Here is a 20,686-nt window from a genome sequence, read left to right as displayed (position 1 = left end):
GTTATTGATTTATTAATTAAAATTTAGATTATACGTAAGTTTTAAGAAGTATGAGCGGCCATATCCCATTAGCATATTGCTTGTTGTTCCCCCATCACCATGAGCACCTCCACCACCGCCATTTTGCATTGACTGCAGATTGGTTACATCAAAAAGGTTTCTGGCTCCAACTGTAACTTCAAATTGATTTTTAAAAAATGTTTTACGAATTGACGCATCCATATAACTAAAAGGTTCCAGTGTATTTAGAAAGAAACCAGCTTTTCCATCGGCTCCAGTTCCTGCAACATATTGCTGTTGCTGACCATTATATTTATAGAAAACTGCTATCAAAGTGTTCCATTTAGTAATGTTATAAGAGACATTTGAATTGATTCTAAAAGAGTAGAAAAATTTATCATCAGACACTAGGTTTTCAGCTGCTAGATCAAGTGTTCTAGAAATTCCCACAACAGCTGCACCTAACATTACATTCCAATTTTTATAAGTAAATTGCTCTACTGTTGAAATGTTCCACATCTTATATTTATTGATATTAAGATACTTGTAGCTCAAAGGAGTTACCTGTGTCGTAACCAAATCAATTCTATCATTAACATCCAAATAAGTAACGGCCAAGTTATTTGAGATCTGCGCTCCAGAACCTAAAGTACAGGCTCTTTTTAAACTCACCTCATAAGAACTACTTGTTTCAGGAATCAAATCGGGATTACCTTGCATATTATGGTTTGAATCAACAAAATAAGTATACAACTCATCAAAATTTGGAGTACGATACGCTTTACCAAAAGACCCTCTAGCCTCGAGTCCTTTGTCAAAAAGATACCTTAAACCCAATGAGCTTGCATATTGATTATCAAAAGCAGTTTGAAATGAAAATCGAAGCCCTGGACGAATCGAAAATCTATCACTTACACCAATTTCTGCTACCGAAAAAACATCATAATTCTCAAGTCTCTTTCTAATATCTACACCTTGTTGGCTATCATCTCTGAATGCCCCAACCGAAGAGTCATAAAAACCATTCTCATTTGTAATTTCGTAACCAAGCTGAAAATCAACTTTTTTATTGTCAAAAAAATTGCTAAGCGTACCTGTTGAATAAAACACCTCCTTTGATTGATAAGTGTCTCTGGTGTTATCTGTTTCTTGTTTCGTATCCAGATGATAAACAAAATTCTCTAAATCACGCTCTTGTTTTTGTTGAGAAACTGAAACATTGTATTTTAAAGTTGAGAAAAGATTTCCACTGGCATTTAAATGGTGGTAATAACGATTGGTTATATATCTTTTATCTCTTGAAAAATAGGTGTCTGGAAAAGGATAATTATCCGTAATATTCACAAGTGGATTGTAGTAGTGAACATCTTCTCCGTAATAATCAAATTTGTAAAAAATTCTAAAAGCATCTTTTTGATAACCTACAATGGCGTTTCCTACTAATTGTTCTTTTGGCAATTGTGTATATCCTCTCAATCCATCATTAATATCATAATCTTTACCTTGTCTGTTTTCATAATAACCAGCCATTGCATTTCGGTTTCCTCCAATATTTACAAACCAATTTTCATTAAAATTATGAGCAATTTTTGCAGATTGAATATGGCGCCCTTTATCAAAAAAGGCAAACTCTTTACCAACTGTTTCCTCCTGAATAGTTGCACCAATTTGCCACTTATATCCGCCTCCCTTTTTAGTAATAATATTTAAAATACCACTTACAGCATTTGCACCATGAGTTACCCCCATTGAACCCTCGATAATTTCGATTCGTTCAACATCATCAAGATTTACCTGCGTTAAATCAACATTTGTCCCCATTCCTGTATCACTTACTAACGGAATATTATCAACCAAAATCTTAAAATATTGAGAATCTAACCCAAACATAGAGGCCTTTGAACGACCGTCCTGTCCGCTTGATGTAACAGTAATATTTAAGTACTGATTCAATACATCTGCTAGATTATTTGCTGCCAGCTGTTTTATATTTTCTTTAGATATAACACGCACATTAAAAACAGATTTTTTAATAGACTGTGGTTCTAGCTGTCCCGTCACAACGACCTCAGAAAGTTTTTCCTGAGAAACAACACTATCTTTTTGCTGAGCAAAAGAATAAGTACTAATAAGTAGTCCAGCAAAAAGGGTAATTTTAATTTTCATTATTTTTATTCAATCTTAATAATCGCTGCAAATATATAATTATTTTTAATTGTTCTAAATTAAATTTATATATTTGCGCAAAAATTAAAAACAAAACAATAAGTTATGATTTCAAAAAGCCTTTTTTTGTCGGCCGCTGTGGCTTTAACATGCAGTCTTGGTTTTAGTCAGGACAAAAAACAACAAGACATTAAGTCAATTAAGTCAATGTGTGGTTGTTATGAAGTAAAATTTAATTTTACTGAGACATTTTCATATCCTAAAGATTCTCTTACTTATAAACCATCTGAGACAAAACATGAATCTGCCTTAGAATGGGTAGAATTATTAGAAGATACTCCTAACAAAATTGTTATGCAGCACTTATTAATTGTAAGTGACGACATGATTATCAAACACTGGAGACAAGATTGGTTATACGAAAACACAGACTTATATTCTTTTGACAAAGGAAATACGTGGAAATACAAAAAATTAGACAAAAAAGCCGTTAAAGGGCAATGGACTCAAAAGGTATATCAGGTAGATGACAGTCCAAGATATGAAGGCTCTTCAACTTGGGTACACGTTGATGGGCAAGATTACTGGGCAAACGTTGCTGATGCTCCACTTCCAAGAAGAGAGCAAACAAAACGTAACGATTACAATGTTTTAAAAAGAAGAAACATCCACGAAATTACTTCTGCAGGATGGAACCACGAACAAGATAACGATAAATTAGTTCGTGACGATGCTGGTAAAGATGTATTATTAGCACAAGAAAAAGGATTTGACGTTTACACTAAAGTTCCAGATGTTAAATGTATCGCAGCTCAAAAATGGTGGAAAGAGAATAATGCAATCTGGAAAAATGTTCGTGATAAATGGCAAACTCTTTTTGACAGACATAAAGACTTAAACCTAGAAGCTAAAGTAGACAGAAAAGCACTTTACTCTTTATTATTTGATTTGAAACCAGATACTGCAAAAGCAGAAACAGATAAAATTATTGACAAATTTGTCAAGTAATTAGAATTAGTTGTTATTAAAAAAGCCGGAAGTTTTGAAACTTCCGGCTTTTTGTTTGATAAAACATTTAGAGAATACGATTATCTAGTACCTCCAGCCCACCAAACATTTTCTTTATAAACATAAGTACCATCTCCAAAAGCCTCTTTAACATTCTTGTTAGCAGATACGTCTGAATTCCCATAAGTTAATCTAAGCGGGAACTTACTTACATTGAGCGGGTTTGCTAATTGAATTGGATGAGCAGTTGCTGATCCATACATCGCTAATAAACGTCTGTAGTCATTGTAAGCTTCAACAGATTCATCATCATAGAATGAAAAATACTTTTGAACAGCAATTTCTTTTAATAAATCTTCGTTAGTCGTGATGTTTAAGCCTGCAACATAGCTAGCTACATCTGTAGTTGAAAAATTAATAGATTGAGCTTTGTTAAAAGCAGCTGTCACAGCTGCTACTAAACTAACTGTACTTGTAACACTCGCAGATTTTCTTGCTTCTGCCTCAGCTTTTATAAACAATAATTCATGATAACTTAGCATATATATCGGATTACTTGCGTCTAGTAAAGCTGAATACGAATAATTTTGACTTTGTGGGCTAACACCATTTTCATAAAACTCGTAGGTAAGCGGCGCTCCACTTGTTTTTTTAATTTTTTCAAAGTAACCTGTAACACGTGGATCATTTGGCCTAGCATTTAACTTCTCAAACAAACTTTTACTTGAAAATAAATATCCTCTAGCATTATCTAATTGATAAAAAGGGTTCGGAATACCGCTGTTTACCATCTTAAATTCCTCGTTTCTGCTTGCAAAAGATTTACTTACATAGGTTAAAACTTTATCATAATCGGGAGATTTAAAAGAAAGACGTAGTGTATAACGAGCCAATAAGCCATTAGCGGCTTTTATCCACTTAGCATTATTGCCACCATATATTAAATCCTGAGTTCCTAAAGCTGGATAGGAAGATGTTTTTTCTAAATTTACAATAGCATCTTCTAGTGTTGCAAAAATTGTTTTGTACAAATCTTCCTGATGATCCAGTTTAGGTGTATAAATTACCCCAGGTTGAAAAGCCTCAGAGAATGGAACATCTCCATACATGTCAGTTAGCAAAGCTAAGTTATAAGCATATAGAATTTGTGCTATTCCTAATGTAGTATAGTTTCCTTTTTCTTCACCAATTGTACATTTATCAATTATAATCTTTAAATTGTACATAGTTGAATATTGACTATTCCAAGAATTATTATAAGTTGTTGCACTCTGAGGTTCTCCATTTCTTGTTTCAGCACTATACATTTGACCAAAACCTCCAGCGCTTAGTTCTACATAAACCCCCGTATAAAAAGCCAATTCTGAGCCAGTATTGCTAAATGCCGTCTTCGTCATTGCATCAGTAATAGCAAAACGAGTTGCCATATTTGTTGGATTATTTACATTTTTGTTGATTTCGTCCATTCGATCTTCAGAACAAGAAATTAATGAAAGTGACGCCATCACTAAAAATAATATGCCTTTATATTTTTTCATAATTGTTTTTGAATTATATTAATTAATTGTTAAATTCAATCCAACACCAATGCTTGTAGTTTGTGGAACTGATAATCTTTCAAAACCACCAGCCATGTTGTTGTTTCCTTGTGATGCTTCTGGATCTAGATTTGGCATTTTAGCCCATAATAATACATTTCTTGCGAATGCAGAAACACGTAAATCTAGGCTTGTTGAAAATTTTGGCAGAATGTAACCTAATGATAATTCTCTTAATTTTACAAAAGAAGCACCATATATAGCGGTTTCTGCAATATTTGAATACACAGTATAGGTATCTTGCTTAGTAGCTCCTATTGTGTTTGGTTGTCCATCAGCAGTTACACCCTTTTGAACCATTAGTTCATCACGATTTCCTGTTTTAGCACTTAATCCATAAGTATCTAACAATGAATTTGTCCCGCTATACATTACACCTCCATTTTTCCAATCAAAAGTGGCAGCAAGCGTTATTTTTTTGTATCTAAAAGAAGTTGTCCCTCCTAAGTTAAATTTTGGAGCTACCTCTCCCAGTGATTTAGTTTCTCCTGCAATAGCTAATCCTTTATTATCAACTAAAATATTTCCTTTATCATCTCTTGCAAAAGCTGTTCCGTATATAACTGGATAACGTTCCCCTATACTTGCTCTCACTTGTGGTGTTACAAATCCACCTAACATAATATTTTCTACTCCCTCTTTTAATTCATCTACATAATTGTCTATTTTGGTAAAGTTTGCTGATATTGTCCAATCAAAATCTTTAGTTCTAACTGGAGAAACACTAACCACCAATTCATGACTATTCGTATGAACTTTTCCCCCATTCATCATCAAATATGATGCTCCAGTTGAACCTGCTAAAGGAACACTAAAAATCTGGTCTACTACATTCTGTCTAGAAAATGTATAATCAATACTTACACGATCTTTAAAAAAGCGAAATTCACCACCCAGCTCAAAAGATCTTGTGTTTTGAGGTCTTAGGTTTGGATCGTACATTATGCTATATGGAGTATAGGAATTTACACCATTAAGAGGATAACTTATAGGTGCGTTTGACCAAAATCCACCTCCATAAGTCGGCACTGAATAGTAATTTTGCTTATAAGTTCCAGCCTGACCTACTTCTGCCCATGATCCTCTAAGTTTTGCAAAAGATAATGTTGAGCTATCTTTTAGACCTTCCAATTCGGTTAATACAACCCCTAATGACACTGAAGGATATACAAATGAACGGTTGTTTCTTGGCATTGCTGATACAACATCCTTTCTTAAAGTACCTCCTAGATAAATAAAGTTTTTGTATGAAAGATTTAGATTTCCAAATAAACCAACAGTTCTGTTTTTAGAAATGTTATCTACGGCAACTGTTTGCTGTGTATTAGCTAAATTAGCCCAACCACCAAAATTAAGATCATAGCCCTCCATTTCGTATTTCTTTTCATACCTGTCATTTATTTCATTACCTAACAAAGCCATTAAATTAAAATCTTCTGAGATTTTATATTCATAATTTGCTGTAAACAATGAATTTACCGTTCTGGATGTAATTCCATAAATATCTAAATAACCTGCTGTAGTCTGCTTGTTACCGTATTCATCTATATCTCTATAATTAGTAGTGTAAGCATCCGCACCAAGCTGGTATCGGAATGATAATTTGTGTTTGCCATCTGTTGAGATATTTGGAGTAAATTCAACATAACTGTTTCCGTAAAAACGATCAGTTTGTTCGTCATGTATATTGTGAGCGGCTGCCCAATATGGATTATTGAATCCAGTTGGTCTATAATAAATTTGTTTGTACGGGTCCGCTGGATTTTCATATCCGTTTCCTTTTAAATCATAACTTATTGGACTTGCAAATGCACCTGCAACAGATGAATCATTTGCACCAGCAGCTTTTTCAGTCTTACTAGTAATATAGTTGCCCACAAATCCTGTTTTCCATGTCTCTGACAATTTCGTGCTAAACGCAGCTTTTGCATTGTATCGTGTATAACCAGTTCCTGGTACAAAACCATCTTGGTTTGTTGAACCTAAACCAAAAGCATAATTAGATTTATCTGTTGCCTGTGTCAGGCTAAAAGAATTATTTATAGTAGTTCCAGTCTTAAAATAATCACCAAAATTATCATATACCTTAGGCGCTACCCATGGATCTAAACCTGCTGTTGCCCTTTGTGGCACATAATATTTGCCTGCGTGAGATGTTACATCTCCACCATTCAATGTGTTGGCAACATTACCTCCATATGATTTATCATTTGGCAAATCAGAAATTTTTGGTCCCCAAGACAATGAATTTGTTGGCCCATATACACCATTTGTCCCTTGCGCATATTGATCTTGGAAATCAATCTTTCTTGATACATTTTCAGCAGACATTGAGCTGGAGAAATTTATGACAGCCTTACCACTTTTAGAACTTCCCTTACCACTTTTTGTGGTAATTACAACTACTCCATTTGTAGCTCTAAGTCCATAAAGTGCTGATGCAGCTTGTCCCTTTAGAATATTTATAGATTCAATATCTTCTGGGTCGATATCAGCTGCCCTGTTTGAACTGTCTGCCCCTGAAACACTGTTTCCAGTACTGAAATCAGCTGTCGAAGCTACAGGCATACCATCAATTACATATAGAGGAGTATTGTCTCCCGTAAATGAACGAGCACCACGAATTACAATTCGGGAAGAAGCTCCAGGAGCACCACTTGAAGGTGTAATATTTACCCCAGCTAATTTCCCTTGAAGAGCTCCTGCTAAGCTATTATTATTTCCTTTTGTTAACTCGGCAGCTTTAATTTCTTGAGTAGCATATCCTAAAGCTTTTTTCTCTCTCTTAACTCCCAATGCAGTGACTACAACACCCTCCAACTCTTGCGCTCCTGCATCTGTCATTTTAACATTAATAATAGAAGAACTTGCTGCAACCTCTTTAGTATTCATTCCAATGTAGCTAAATACTAAAATCTGATCAGACGATGCACTAATACTGTACTTCCCATCAAAATCAGTTTGAGCTCCTGATTTTGTCCCCTTAACTAATACACTAACTCCTGGTAAAGGCATTCCTGCATTGTCTAAAACCGTTCCTGTAATTTTTTTTTGCTGCCCGAAAGTAAATTGCATAGCAAACACAAAAAAAAGCATCATAAATCCTTTTAATTTTTGTTTCATTATTTTTTGTTTTTTTATTAGAGAGGGCGAACTTAAAAAATTAAAATAATTTTAACAAGATTTTACTCTTAATTAACACAACAAATTGAAATAATTAACTTACAAAAATATTTAAAACAAAAAGCTATCCAGTTTGAATAACTGGATAGCTTATGCTCCTATAATAATTTAGACTAAAAGCTTACTAATTCAAATTAATTAAAATTACATTATAGGAAAAACCCTTTGTATCATTTTAGTTATACCTACCGCTATTATTTTTTAGCAGTATAATTACTACAATATTACATAGCATTCGAATACTAAAAAGCCTATAACGGACAAAAAAATAACAAAAAAAGCCAATAGTTTAAACTATTGGCTTTTAGAAATTTATATATTTTATTTAATATTACATTCTTTCCGGAACTTCAATTCCTAACAGTTGTAATGCTGAATTTATTACTTCTCCAACTTTTTGAGAAAGCTGTACTCTGAAGATCTTTTTCGTCAAATCTACTTCTCCTAAAATATGAACCGATTGATAGAATGAATTGTATTCTTTTACCAAATCATAAGTGTAATTAGCTATTAAAGCCGGACTGTGATTTTGAGCCGCATTCTGAATTACTTCTGGGAAAAGTTCAATTTGTTTTATTAACTCTTTTTCTTTTTCATGCAATTCTTCCATTTCAACTTGTGCTGCAAAATCAAAATCTGCCTTACGGATGATTGACTGGATTCTTGCGTAAGTATACTGAATAAACGGACCTGTATTTCCAGCAAAATCAACAGATTCTTCTGGGTTAAATAAGATTCGTTTTTTTGGATCTACTTTTAGAATGTAATATTTCAAAGCTCCAAGACCAATTGTCTTATATAGTTTTGCCTTTTCTTCGTCTGAATAGCTGTCTAGTTTTCCTAAATCTTCAGAAATTTTTTGTGCTGTGTCTGTCATATCTTGCATCAAATCATCTGCATCTACAACAGTCCCTTCACGGCTTTTCATTTTTCCCGAAGGCAAATCAACCATTCCGTAAGATAGGTGATATAAGCTTGAAGCCCAATCGAAACCTAATTTTTTCAAGATTAAGAATAAGACTTTAAAGTGATAATCTTGTTCATTTCCAACCGTATAAACCATTCCGCCAACATCTGGCATATCTTTTACACGCTGAATTGCAGTTCCGATATCTTGAGTCATATACACTGCTGTTCCGTCAGAACGTAAAACAATCTTACGATCCAGACCTTCGTCAGTCAAATCAATCCAAACAGAACCATCTGGATCTTTTTCGAAAACACCTTTATCTAAACCTACTTGCACAACATCTTTTCCTAATAAATAGGTGTTGCTTTCGTAGTAATATTTATCAAAATTAACTCCAAGATTAGTGTAAGTTGTTGCGAAACCTTCATAAACCCATTCGTTCATTTTTTTCCAAAGGGCCATTACTTTTTCATCACCAGCTTCCCATTTCTTAAGCATGTCTTGCGCTTCAATAATAATTGGCGCTTGTTTTTTCGCTTCTTCTTCTGTTTTTCCAGTTTCGATTAACCCATTGATTTCATTCTTGTAAGCTTTATCAAACTCTACATAGTATTTACCAACTAGTTTATCACCTTTTAGACCAGAAGTTTCAGGAGTTTCTCCGTTTCCGAATTTTTCCCAGGCCAACATCGATTTACAAATATGAATTCCACGATCGTTGATAATTTGAGTTTTGTATACTTTTTTACCAGAAGCTTTTAAAATTTCAGCAACAGAATAACCAAGCAAGTTATTACGAACGTGACCTAAATGTAACGGTTTATTGGTATTTGGTGAAGAATATTCTACCATAACCGCCTTCTCTTCTGGATTTGGTGCTACAAACCCGAATTGTTTGCCATTTCTTATTCCATTAAAAAAGTTTAAATAATAACTATCAGAAATTACAATATTCAAGAAACCTGAAACTACGTTAAAGCGAGCCACCTCAGAAACATTTTCAACTAAATAATTTCCAATTTTATTTCCTAATTCTGCAGGATTGCTTTTAATTACCTTCAACAATGGAAAAATGACCATAGTAATATCTCCTTCAAACTCTTTTCTGGTGGTTTGAAATTCGATTTTATCAACAGTAACATCAAATAATGCTTGTATTGCTTTTTCTATAGAAGGTGTAAGAATTTGTGGTAATGACATGTAAAACTTATTTTAAAGTGTGCAAATATACTGCTTATTCATCAATTACAGAAAATCAAAAACATATTAAATTCTGGAAAAGAGTCGGAATTTGACAAAAACACTGCATTTTCAATTGTTAAAATTATCAAAATACTAAAAGCTTAATCTCCTATAAAACAAGGGATAGAAAATTTTTAGCACTTTTTTTCACAATTTTTTGTAACATATTAAACGTAAAAGAGTCTTAATAGAGACTTCGAATTTATTTTTAAAGTCAAAACAAAAAAGAAAAAAAAACAAAAGTAACTAACACAATCATCATCAATCAAATCAAAATAATCAGTAAAAAATCATGAAATTAAAATTCTTTCTGTTTGCATTATTGGGGGTAATCGCAACAGCACAAGCCCAGAATACAGGTACTGTTTCTGGGAAAATTACAGAGAAGTCAAATGGTGCACCAATTTCTTATGCAACAGTTTCTCTTAAAGAAAATGGAAAAGTAGTATCTGGAGTTAATACAGATGACAATGGAGACTTTTCATTTAAAAACATCGCTTTAAAAAGTTACACAATCGAAATCCAATATATCGGATTTAGAAAATTTGTCGGTTCTGTTCTTTTAAACGAAAACAAAAAATCTGCTACTGTAAATGTTGCTCTTGAAGAAGAAGCAACGCAACTTAAAGGCGTAAATATTGTTGCAGAACGTTCTACAATAGAACAAAAAATCGATCGAAAAGTGGTAACTGTTGGTAAGGACTTGACTACGGCTGGAGCATCTGCATCGGATATTATGAACAATATTCCTTCTGTAAATGTGGATCAGGATGGAAAACTTTCGCTTCGCGGAAATGACAATGTTCGTGTATTAATTGACGGACGTCCTTCTAATATCGATCCGGCGCAATTGCTAAAACAAATTCCGTCAACTTCAATCAAAAAAATTGAATTGATTACCAATCCAAGTGCAAAGTATAATCCGGAAGGGATGTCTGGAATTATCAATATTATTTTGCACAAAAATGCCAATACTGGTTTCAATGGAAGTTATAGCGGAGGAATCACTTTTGGAAAAACAGCCAAATACAATCAGTCTTTAGATTTGAACTACAAAACCGGAAAAGTGAATTTCTTTGGAAATGTGGGGCAAAACTTTGGAACCTACCACAATAATGGATTCATCAGAAGATTTGATCAGGACATCACTCAAAAAATCAATGTTTTAAATGACAATGATTCTTATTTGTACAAAATTGGAATGGATTATTTAATCGATGATCACAATACTTTATCTATTTATACCAACCAAAACAAATCTAATGGAAAAGGTTTTGTAGATACTGATATTGATTACAATAATGTGACAGGTTCTGACATTTCTAACATCTTTCAAAAATCAAGATATTGGGGACCAGATCAGGTTGGGACTTACAATTTGGCTTACAAACACATTTTCAAAAAAGAAGGTCATACTTTAGATTTTGAAGCAAATTACAGCGACAACAAAGAAACACAAAATGCTTCTTTTGATACTCAAACAACTAATATTGACAATACTGGTTCTGATATCGTATACAATGATTTCTTAAAAGGAACGAGAAAATTAAGCACTGTAAACATCGATTATGTGAATCCGTTGAATGACAAAACAACACTTGAAGCAGGTGCAGAAGCTAGAATTACAAGAACTGGAAATGATTATACAACTGGAAATCCTTTGATTCCAGGAGCAGATCAAACATCACATTACACTTATGATACTGATATTTATTCAGCTTATGTAACATTTGGACAAAAGTTTAAAAAATTCAGTTATCAACTTGGAGCTCGTTTTGAAAGCTATAAAGCTCAGGCAAACTTAAATTATGGTAAAACTAAATTTGATGATGATTATATCACTTTATACCCATCTGCTTATTTGACTTATAATTTAAATGAGAAAAACACTTTACAATTAAGCTACAGCCGTCGTGTTGACCGTCCTAGTTTAGAGCAAACCAAACCAATTCGTGAATTTGCTACTCCGTTAGTAACTTCATTAGGAAATCCTGAATTAAGACCTCAGTTTACTAATTCTGTGGAAGTAAATTATACTAAAACTTTGGAAAAAGGAAGTTTTACAACTGGCGTTTTTGTAAGAAGCATTAATGATCAGATTAGTAGAATCTTATATCCAGATCCGGCAGATCCAAGTATGGAAAAGCAAATTATGAGCTACACCAACTACGATCATAATACGGCTTATGGATTTGAGGTTTCATTCAATTATAAAATTACAAAATGGTGGGATATTCAACCATCGATTGATTTCTCAAGTATTAATCAGCAAGGTATTGTATTTCAATATGATCCAGCAACTAATACAAGTAATCCAATTGACAGAAAAATTACTGTTGCTGCATTCAACGGACGTATGAATTCTAATTTTAAAGTAAACAAACGTTTGAGTTTCTTAGCTTTCGGATTCTACAGAGGTGCAACAGACGGGCTTCAGAACAACAGCCACGAAATGTATAAAATGGATATTGGTTCACGTTATACCTTATTAGACAACAAAATGAACATAAGTGTACGTTTTAATGACGTTTTCAACACGATGAAATATGCATTCGACACGATGTATCCTTATCCACAAGCGGGACAATTTAAATGGGAAAGTCAAACTGTTTATGTAGGTTTAACTTATAATTTTGGTGGAGGAAAAATCAAAAATCTACAGCGTAAACAAAGAGACGACAATACTAATAAAGACGGAGGCGGAATGTTCTAAATCCTCTTTTATTAAAAGATTTTTTTAATAATTAGAATAATTTTTTGTAGAGAAAAGTCTGGAGATTGCCACCTCCAGACTTTTTTTATTTTAGAGAAGTTTATAAAAAGTTACGCAACTCTTTTACTTCTTCCGGATTTGCAGTTTCTGAATTGTTTGTGATAGCCGACGAATGATAGAATGTTAAATCTAATTTTTCTTGTAACAATTTGATATTTGAAGATCTCAAACCACCACCAGGCATAATTTCTATTCGATCTGCAGCTAGTTCCTGAAGTCTTTCTAAAGCTAAAATTCCCTCTTCCACATTTACTCCCTGTCCGGAAGTCAAAATGGTTTTGAAACCACATTCAATAATAGTTTCAAGAGATTTTTCTGGATTCTTAACTACATCAAAAGCGCGATGAAAAGTACATGAAAGCGGATGTGCCAAATGCACCAATTCTTTGTTCTGCTTTTTATTTACTTTACCATTGTCCTTCAAGATTCCGAAAACAAAACCATCAACTCCCAATTTTTTATATTGCTTGATATCTTGTTTCATTTCTGTTAACTCCTCATCAGAATAAACAAAATCGCCACCACGAGGTCTGATAATGACATGCATCTTAATATCTAAACTTTCGCGGACTTTTAGAACCAAAATAGAGTTTGGTGTCGTACCTCCCAATTTCATATTATCGCATAACTCAATTCTGTCAGCACCATTCTCCTGTGCGATTATGGCAGATTCATAATTAAAACAAGCTATTTCGAGTTGATTTTTTTTCATTTAAGTATTTAAAAATTGGCTTCAATTTTATTTAGCCTTACAACAATTATTTTATTTTAATCTTAACTCAAGTGTCACCTTGAGCAAATAGAAGGCTAATTTACTATTAAACATTCTTTTTATTAAAATTATTGTGAGTTGTTTTATTCAAACATTGCGAAAGTTTTTTCAAATCTTCCCATTTATCATTTATTATTGCTTCTTTCTTCTTTCTACTCCAACCCTTCACTTGTTTTTCAAATAAAATTGCTTGATTTACATCATTAAATTCTGTGCAAAATACAAGCTGCAATGGCCTCAGATTAAAAGTGTAACTTTCCGTATTTATACCGTAATTATGTTCGTTTAGCCTTCTATTGATATCGTTTGTCATTCCAGTATAATAACTTCCATCAGAACATTTCAAAATATAGACGTAATATCTTTTCATAATTTTTTATTTTTAAGAATAAAAGTAAGAAATTTAATTCAAACCATTAAATAGAAGAATGGTCAATTGAAATGTGGCTTCGACTCCGCTCAGCCTGACAAATAGAAATCAGCAACTCTATAATCCGCAAAGTTTTGTCTCCCTGAGCGGAGTCGAAGGGCGTTCCTATTGGAATAGGGCTTCGACTCCGCTCAGCCTGACAGATAGAAATCAACAACTCTATAATAGCAAAGTTTTGTCTCCCTGAGCGGAGTCGAAGGGCGTTCTTGTTGGAATGGGGCTTCGACTCCGCTCAGCCTGACAAATAGAAATCAACAACTCTATAATCCGCAAAGTTTTGTCTCCCTGAGCGGAGTCGAAGGGCGTTCTTATTGAAATGGGGCTTCGACTCCGCTCAGCCTGACAATGAAGAACTCCTTAATAGCAGAAATAAAAAAACCTGCTCCAAATAAGAAGCAGGTTTCAAAAAATATAATGTAAGATGATTATTTTACCATTTGATAATAGCACTTGCCCAAGTAAATCCACTTCCGAAAGCTGCTAAAACTACAGTATCTCCAGATTTGATTTTTCCTTGTTCCCAAGCTTCTGTCAATGCAATCGGAATAGACGCTGCCGTTGTATTTCCGTATTTCTGAATATTGTTATGAACTTGATCGTCTGTTAATTTGAACTTATTTTGAATAAATTGCGAAATTCTCAAATTAGCTTGATGCGGAATCAACATATCAATATCTGAAACCTGAAGACCATTTGCTTCTAATCCTTCATTAATTACTTCTGCAAAACGAACTACCGCATTTTTAAATACAAATTGCCCGTTCATATACGGATAATAACTTTCATCATTCGGATCATTATCTGCAATAATATCCGTTACCCATCTAGCCCCCATCCCTGGTGCTTGCAGAGCCAATTCTTCAGCATGTTCTCCTTCAGAATGCAAGTGCGTAGACAAAATTCCTTTCGAAAGATCTTCTTCACGACTTAAAACAGCTGCTCCTGCTCCGTCTCCAAAAATTACAGAAACACCGCGTCCGCGTGTTGTCATATCTAATCCTGTAGAATGAACTTCAGAACCAATTACCAAAATATTTTTATACATTCCGGTTTTAATATATTGATCCGCGACAGAAATGGCATAAACAAATCCTGAACATTGATTTCTGATATCCAAAGCCCCTACAGTTCTTAAACCTAAATCTCTTTGAACCAAAACTCCTGGTCCTGGAAAATAATAATCTGGACTTAATGTAGCAAAAACTACAAAATCGATATCTTCTTTGGCAATACCAGAACGCTCGATCGCAATTTTAGCCGCTTTTACTCCCATTGAAGTCGTAGTGTCTTCTCCACGAATAATGTGTCTTCTTTCCTGAATTCCGGTTCTTTCCTGAATCCATTCATCATTGGTATCCATTATCTTAGACAAATCATCGTTAGTCACCACATTAGAAGGAACATAATATCCTAAACCAGCTATTTTTGAATGATACATATTCTATTATTATTTATTAAAAAATTGGATTGCAAATTTAAGCATACTTAAAAATATACGTATACAAAATACTATTTTTTTCGTAATTGGCAATTTAATATATTCTAATTATATAGCTCCCAACCATCATTTAGTTTTTGAAAAGGCAACTTTCTGTTACAAAAACTGAAAAAAATTAAAAAACAGGTATAAAATGTAACAAGACAAAACTATCTTAGACAAACATTTTGAATACCATTTTATAAACTACTAAAACCCAAACTATGAAATTAAAGGTGACATTACTTTTATTTTTAAGTATAAGCTTTTTCTCTTACGCACAAGAGAATCTTACTTATCAAAAACCTTCTAAATCTATTTTAGATTTAGCAGATTACCAAAGACCTCCTTCAGTATCAATGGACACAAAGAAGGAAAACATGCTCTTAACCTATCGTAACACCTACAAGACACTCGACGATTTAAATCAGGAAGAACTTCGCTTAGCGGGTTTGAGAATCAATCCCGTTACCAACATTTCGAGTACTGCAACTTATGTAACCAATCTTAAGTTAAGAAAAATTAACAGCAAAGAAGAGGTTCAGGTTAAAGGTCTTCCTGAAAATGCTAAGATTGCAAACCTACTTTGGTCGCCAAACGATAAAAAAATCCTTTTCTCTCACACTACAAATTCGGGTGTAGAACTATGGGTTTTAGATGTGGCTTCAGCTCAAGCTGTAAAACTTACGGATGCGAGGGTAAACGCAAATCTTGGAAATCCGTTTAGTTGGTTTTCAGACAACGAAACTATTTTAGTAAAAATGCTTCCTAAAAACAGACCGGCACTTTTAGATTCTAAAAAAGATCTACCTACTGGGCCGATCATTTCGAATACTTCAGGAGAAAAATCTCAAAACAGAACATATCCTGACATGTTGAAAAACAAAAATGACGAAGCTAATTTTGAAAACAGCATAACTTCTGAATTATACAAAGTAAAACTAAACGGTGACGCTGTTTTGTTTAAAGAAGCTGCCATGTTTGCTGGAGAAAGAATTTCACCAGATGGCAATTACATTATGCTGACTACAATTCAGAAGCCATTTTCTTACGTGGTTCCTTTAAACAGATTTCCATCTAAAACAATCGTTTATAATATAAGCGGAAAAGAAATTAAAACGGTTAACGAAGTTCCTTTAAACGAAATTATGCCAAAAGGTTTTATGGCGGTGCGAAAAGGAAAAAGAGAAATGGCCTGGAGAAATGACAAACCAGCAACATTAGCCTATGTAGTAGCTTTAGACGAAGGAAATCCTGCGAATAAAACTGACTTTAGAGACGAAGTTTTTCTTTGGGATGCACCTTTTGACAAAGAGGCTTCATCATTGGTAAAAACACCACAACGTTTCAGCAACATTATTTGGGGAGACGACAATATAGCTGTTGTTTCAGATGAATGGTACGATACAAGAAATACTAAAACTTATTTGATCAATCCATCCAAGTCAAGTCAGCAGCCAAAATTAATTACAGATAGAAATTCTCAAGATGTTTACTCAGACCCTGGGGCTTTTGAAACAAGAAAAAACAATTACAATAAATATACTTTAGCTATCGAGAAAAACAATCTTTACAGAATTGGCGAAGGGTATACTAAAAACGGACAATTTCCTTTTGTAGATGAATTCAATCTGGAAACTTTAAAGTCAAAACGTATTTACACTTCTCCATACAAGGATAAAAAAGAAGATATTATAGAAATTGAAGATTTCAAGTCTGGAAAAATCCTAGTTCAGATTCAGTCTAAAACAGAATATCCGAATTATTTTTTCAGAAATATTAAAAAACAAAATAGCTTAACGCCTATTACCGATTTCAAAAATCCGTTTGAAAGCATCAAAAACGTAAGCAAAGAAGTCATCAAATACAAACGAAAAGATGGTTTAGAACTTTCGGGAACTTTATATTTACCAGCTGGTTATGACAAAACCAAAAAAGAAAAACTTCCTTTGTTGATCTGGGCTTACCCTGCAGAATATAAAGACAGAAATAGTGCTTCGCAATCAACTCAAAATTCAAACGAATTTACATTTCCTTATTATGGATCATTTGTATATTGGGTAACCAAAGGATATGTTGTTTTAGACGATGCCGCTTTTCCAATTATTGGAGAAGGAACAACAGAACCAAATGATAATTTTATTTCGCAATTGGTAGACAATGCCGCAGCTGCAATTGACGCTGTTGATGCTTTAGGATATATCAACCGTAAAAAAGTAGCTGTTGGAGGACATTCTTATGGTGCTTTTATGACTGCCAATTTATTAACACATTCTAATCTTTTTGCATGTGGAATTGCAAGAAGCGGTGCGTACAACAGAACTTTGACCCCATTCGGATTTCAGACGGAACAAAGAAACTACTGGGAAGTTCCAGAGGTTTACAACACAATGTCTCCTTTTATGAATGCAGACAAAATGAAAACACCAATTTTATTGGTTCACGGAGAAGCAGACAACAATCCAGGAACTTTTACATTGCAGACCGAAAGATATTTTCAGGCATTAAAAGGATTAGGAGCACCTGCAAGAATGGTCATTTTACCTAAAGAATCTCATGGTTATGTGGCAAAAGAAAACATTCTTCATTTGCTTTGGGAGCAAGATCAGTTCTTAGAGAAATATTTAAAGAATTAATATCCAAAAACAAAACCCGACAAGTTTCAAAAACCTGTCGGGTTTATTTTATCATAGTTAAAGAAAAAATTATCTAATTATCTAATTGACACATTAATAAATTTATAAATAATTTAATGCCAAAAATACTTCTTGCTCCAGCGGCAGATCGATTTCGCTTTCAAAAAAGATCAGTTGTCTTTTATGAACCGTTTCAATTAAGAAATGACTTCCTCTAAAATAAGTCCTTCTAATTTTCACCATCAATCTTGATTCTGAAACCATTTTAAACTGATGTGGATAAACCAATGTTTTATGTGTTTCATCTTCGTAAGGAAGCAATAAATGAGTGGCTACTTCATTTACTTCACCAAAAAGAGAAGCAACATATTTTATTTGTGGATCTTCGTAAATTTTGGTCGGATTATCTTTTTTAAGAACTTCACCATGACGCATTACAATCGCTTCGTCTGCAAATGACAAGGCATCTGTACTGTCGTGTGTAGCGATAATACAAGTAATTCCTTTTTGTTTCAAATAGCGGAATAAATTTCGGCGCAACGCATTTTTCCTAAAAGCATCGATCTGGCTAAACGGCTCATCTAACAGAATTACTTCCGGTTCTAATGCTAAAACCCTAACCAGAGCCACGCGTTGCTGTTGTCCTCCACTTAAAAATTTTGTTTTTACATTAGAAAACTGTTCCATCTCAACCATTTCTAACAATTCTTGAACACGAAGCTTTTTCATATTGGCAAAACCATTAGAAAGAAACTTTCCAACATTCTCAGCCACGGTTTCGTAAGGAGACAAGTCAAAGTCCTGCGCCAAGTATTTCATGTAGGGCATTCCGGGAATCAAATTGAATTTTGGCCCCAAGACTGGTTTATCACCATAAAAAATCTTTCCTTCATCTAGGTCGAACAAACCATAAATAAGTTTAAGCAGGGTACTTTTACCGCAGCCGCTTTCTCCAATAATAGCGATATTTTCGCCTTTATTAATGGTAAACGAAACATTTTTGATAACAGGAGTATCTGTATATGAAAAAGATATATTTTGAATGTCAAGCATGAGTTGTAATATGAGAGGTCAAATTTACAATGTTTAATTTCTAATGTCAAAATAAAAGCTGCTTCAATTATGAAACAGCTTTTTTTATCTTTTATTTTGTTTTGAAATTATTTTCCAGCTTCTGCTTTCGCATCGTTAACCATTTTGTCGTTTGCTGTAATTGAGAATTCAACACGACGGTTTTGCGCTCTTCCTTCTGGAGTATCATTTGTTGCAATTGGATCTGCAATTCCTAAACCTGAAGTTTTGAAACGGCTAGATTTTAAACCTTTAGCAACTAAATAAGCCTGTACTGAAGCAGCTCTTTGTCCAGAAAGCGTTAAGTTATATTCTGGTTTCCCGGTACTGTCAGTATATCCAAAAATTTGAATATCAGTATCTCCATATTCATTAAATACAGGAACCAATTTATCTAAATTAGCTTTTGCCTGAGCGGTCAAAGTAGATTTATTAGTATCAAAACGAACTGAGTTTTCATTTAAAGTTAAGTGAATACCTTCTCCAACTCTTTCTACAGAAGCACCTGGTAAAGCCTGATCAATTTCACGAGCTTGTTTATCCATCTTGTTTCCGATTAAAGCTCCAGTTCCACCACCTACAGCAGCTCCAATTGCAGCTCCTAAAGCAGCATTTCCGCCTTTTCCTAAATTATTTCCTAATACAGCTCCAATAACACCACCAGCAACAACACCAATTCCGGCACCTTTTTGTGTATTATTTGCATTTTTTACTGAATCACAACTAGTAAAAAAACTAGCTGCAACCATTAAACAGCTTAAACCTAAAACAGTTATCTTTTTCATTTTATATATCTTTAAATATTAATTAGCTCTTTGAAATTGGTATACTACGTCTTTTGTCTGACCACCAACATTGATATTGTCAATTAACTGGAATGAAGTTTCAGTAACACCAGCAACTTTAAGCAAATATCCATCTCTTACTTTCTTAGCTTTTTCTCCAGCATCCAGAATTTTTAGTATAAACATACCCTGATTGTTGATACTCCAGACAATTGGCGAAGAAAATCCAGTACAACTTGGCGACGTTAAAGCCATTGTTCCTTTGTTGTTATTAGAAATAAAACTCCATGTACTTCCAATAAAACATTTTGAATCTGCAATATCAAATGAGTTTACTTTAATATAATCAGAACCTGGATAAGTTACATTTGTAAGTACCCAATTTCCTTTTAGCGCTACTTGAGTAGGTCTATCCAATTTTTTAGAAAGCGGAGTTTCTGTTGAGGCCGTTGACGAAGCTGATTTACACGCGAAGAACATCACGGCAATCAGACATATAAAAATACTCTTCTTCATTTGTACAATTTTTTATAGATTAATATTTTGCTTTTTTAACAATTATTGTACCACAAATATACGATTCACCAAGATAATTTTTGTTTTAGAATCTATTTATTTTCTTTCAAAATTAACAT

General features: G+C 33.7%; 13 protein-coding genes. 3 read left to right on the top strand and 10 right to left on the bottom strand.

Annotated features, from left to right (window positions below):
* Nucleotides 1–12: 12 nt before the first annotated feature.
* Nucleotides 13–2,166 (bottom strand): TonB-dependent receptor plug domain-containing protein, encoded by a 2,154-nt coding sequence (locus K6T82_RS17865; RefSeq protein WP_223708552.1) that lies wholly within the window; start codon nucleotides 2,164–2,166, stop codon nucleotides 13–15.
* A gap of 105 nt (nucleotides 2,167–2,271) precedes the next feature.
* On the opposite strand from K6T82_RS17865, the gene K6T82_RS17860 reads away from it, so the two are divergent.
* Nucleotides 2,272–3,174 carry a DUF6607 family protein gene (locus tag K6T82_RS17860; protein WP_223708550.1) on the top strand — a complete coding sequence of 301 codons (903 nt, stop codon included), beginning with the start codon at nucleotides 2,272–2,274 and terminating at the stop codon, nucleotides 3,172–3,174.
* A gap of 80 nt (nucleotides 3,175–3,254) precedes the next feature.
* On the opposite strand, the gene K6T82_RS17855 is transcribed toward K6T82_RS17860, so the two are convergent.
* The 3 genes from K6T82_RS17855 to argS form a co-directional block, all read right to left on the bottom strand.
* Nucleotides 3,255–4,712, bottom strand: coding sequence for a SusD/RagB family nutrient-binding outer membrane lipoprotein (locus tag K6T82_RS17855; protein ID WP_223708548.1), 1,458 nt, complete (start codon nucleotides 4,710–4,712; stop codon nucleotides 3,255–3,257).
* 18 nt (nucleotides 4,713–4,730) lie between these two features.
* Nucleotides 4,731–7,895 carry a SusC/RagA family TonB-linked outer membrane protein gene (locus K6T82_RS17850; RefSeq protein WP_223708546.1) on the bottom strand — a complete coding sequence of 1,055 codons (3,165 nt, stop codon included), beginning with the start codon at nucleotides 7,893–7,895 and terminating at the stop codon, nucleotides 4,731–4,733.
* A 391-nt stretch (nucleotides 7,896–8,286) separates the two neighbouring features.
* Nucleotides 8,287–10,065 carry an arginine--tRNA ligase gene (gene argS, locus K6T82_RS17845; RefSeq protein WP_223708529.1) on the bottom strand — a complete coding sequence of 593 codons (1,779 nt, stop codon included), beginning with the start codon at nucleotides 10,063–10,065 and terminating at the stop codon, nucleotides 8,287–8,289.
* Between the two features lie 334 nt (nucleotides 10,066–10,399).
* Here argS and K6T82_RS17840 point away from each other — a divergent pair, with 334 nt between their 5' ends.
* Complete coding sequence (locus tag K6T82_RS17840; RefSeq protein ID WP_223708527.1) at nucleotides 10,400–12,820, top strand: TonB-dependent receptor; 2,421 nt, start codon at nucleotides 10,400–10,402, stop codon at nucleotides 12,818–12,820.
* 100 nt (nucleotides 12,821–12,920) lie between these two features.
* Here K6T82_RS17840 and K6T82_RS17835 read toward each other — a convergent pair whose 3' ends face one another.
* From K6T82_RS17835 to K6T82_RS17825, 3 genes are all read right to left on the bottom strand, one after another.
* Entirely contained in the window at nucleotides 12,921–13,592 is a 672-nt protein-coding gene (locus K6T82_RS17835; protein WP_223708525.1) for a copper homeostasis protein CutC, read from the bottom strand.
* 106 nt (nucleotides 13,593–13,698) lie between these two features.
* Complete coding sequence (locus tag K6T82_RS17830) at nucleotides 13,699–14,022, bottom strand: GIY-YIG nuclease family protein (protein ID WP_223708523.1); 324 nt, start codon at nucleotides 14,020–14,022, stop codon at nucleotides 13,699–13,701.
* Between the two features lie 490 nt (nucleotides 14,023–14,512).
* Nucleotides 14,513–15,520: a 3-oxoacyl-ACP synthase III family protein gene (locus K6T82_RS17825; RefSeq protein WP_223708520.1), complete on the bottom strand. Its 1,008-nt coding sequence runs from the start codon at nucleotides 15,518–15,520 to the stop codon at nucleotides 14,513–14,515.
* 263 nt (nucleotides 15,521–15,783) lie between these two features.
* On the opposite strand from K6T82_RS17825, the gene K6T82_RS17820 reads away from it, so the two are divergent.
* Complete coding sequence (locus tag K6T82_RS17820) at nucleotides 15,784–18,195, top strand: alpha/beta hydrolase family protein (protein WP_223708518.1); 2,412 nt, start codon at nucleotides 15,784–15,786, stop codon at nucleotides 18,193–18,195.
* 102 nt (nucleotides 18,196–18,297) lie between these two features.
* On the opposite strand, the gene K6T82_RS17815 is transcribed toward K6T82_RS17820, so the two are convergent.
* From K6T82_RS17815 to K6T82_RS17805, 3 genes are all read right to left on the bottom strand, one after another.
* A complete protein-coding gene (locus K6T82_RS17815; RefSeq protein WP_223708515.1) occupies nucleotides 18,298–19,248 on the bottom strand; it encodes an ABC transporter ATP-binding protein in 951 nt (316 codons plus the stop codon).
* A 107-nt stretch (nucleotides 19,249–19,355) separates the two neighbouring features.
* Nucleotides 19,356–20,051: a YiaD family glycine zipper/OmpA-like lipoprotein gene (locus K6T82_RS17810; RefSeq protein ID WP_223708513.1), complete on the bottom strand. Its 696-nt coding sequence runs from the start codon at nucleotides 20,049–20,051 to the stop codon at nucleotides 19,356–19,358.
* 18 nt (nucleotides 20,052–20,069) lie between these two features.
* Nucleotides 20,070–20,567, bottom strand: a complete 498-nt coding sequence (locus tag K6T82_RS17805) for a lipocalin family protein (RefSeq protein ID WP_223708511.1) — start codon at nucleotides 20,565–20,567, stop codon at nucleotides 20,070–20,072.
* Nucleotides 20,568–20,686: the final 119 nt, after the last annotated feature.

Origin of the sequence: Flavobacterium potami (assembly GCF_020026915.1) — a bacterium.
Classification (GTDB): domain Bacteria; phylum Bacteroidota; class Bacteroidia; order Flavobacteriales; family Flavobacteriaceae; genus Flavobacterium; species Flavobacterium potami.
This window is presented reverse-complemented; position numbering and strand designations above follow the sequence as displayed.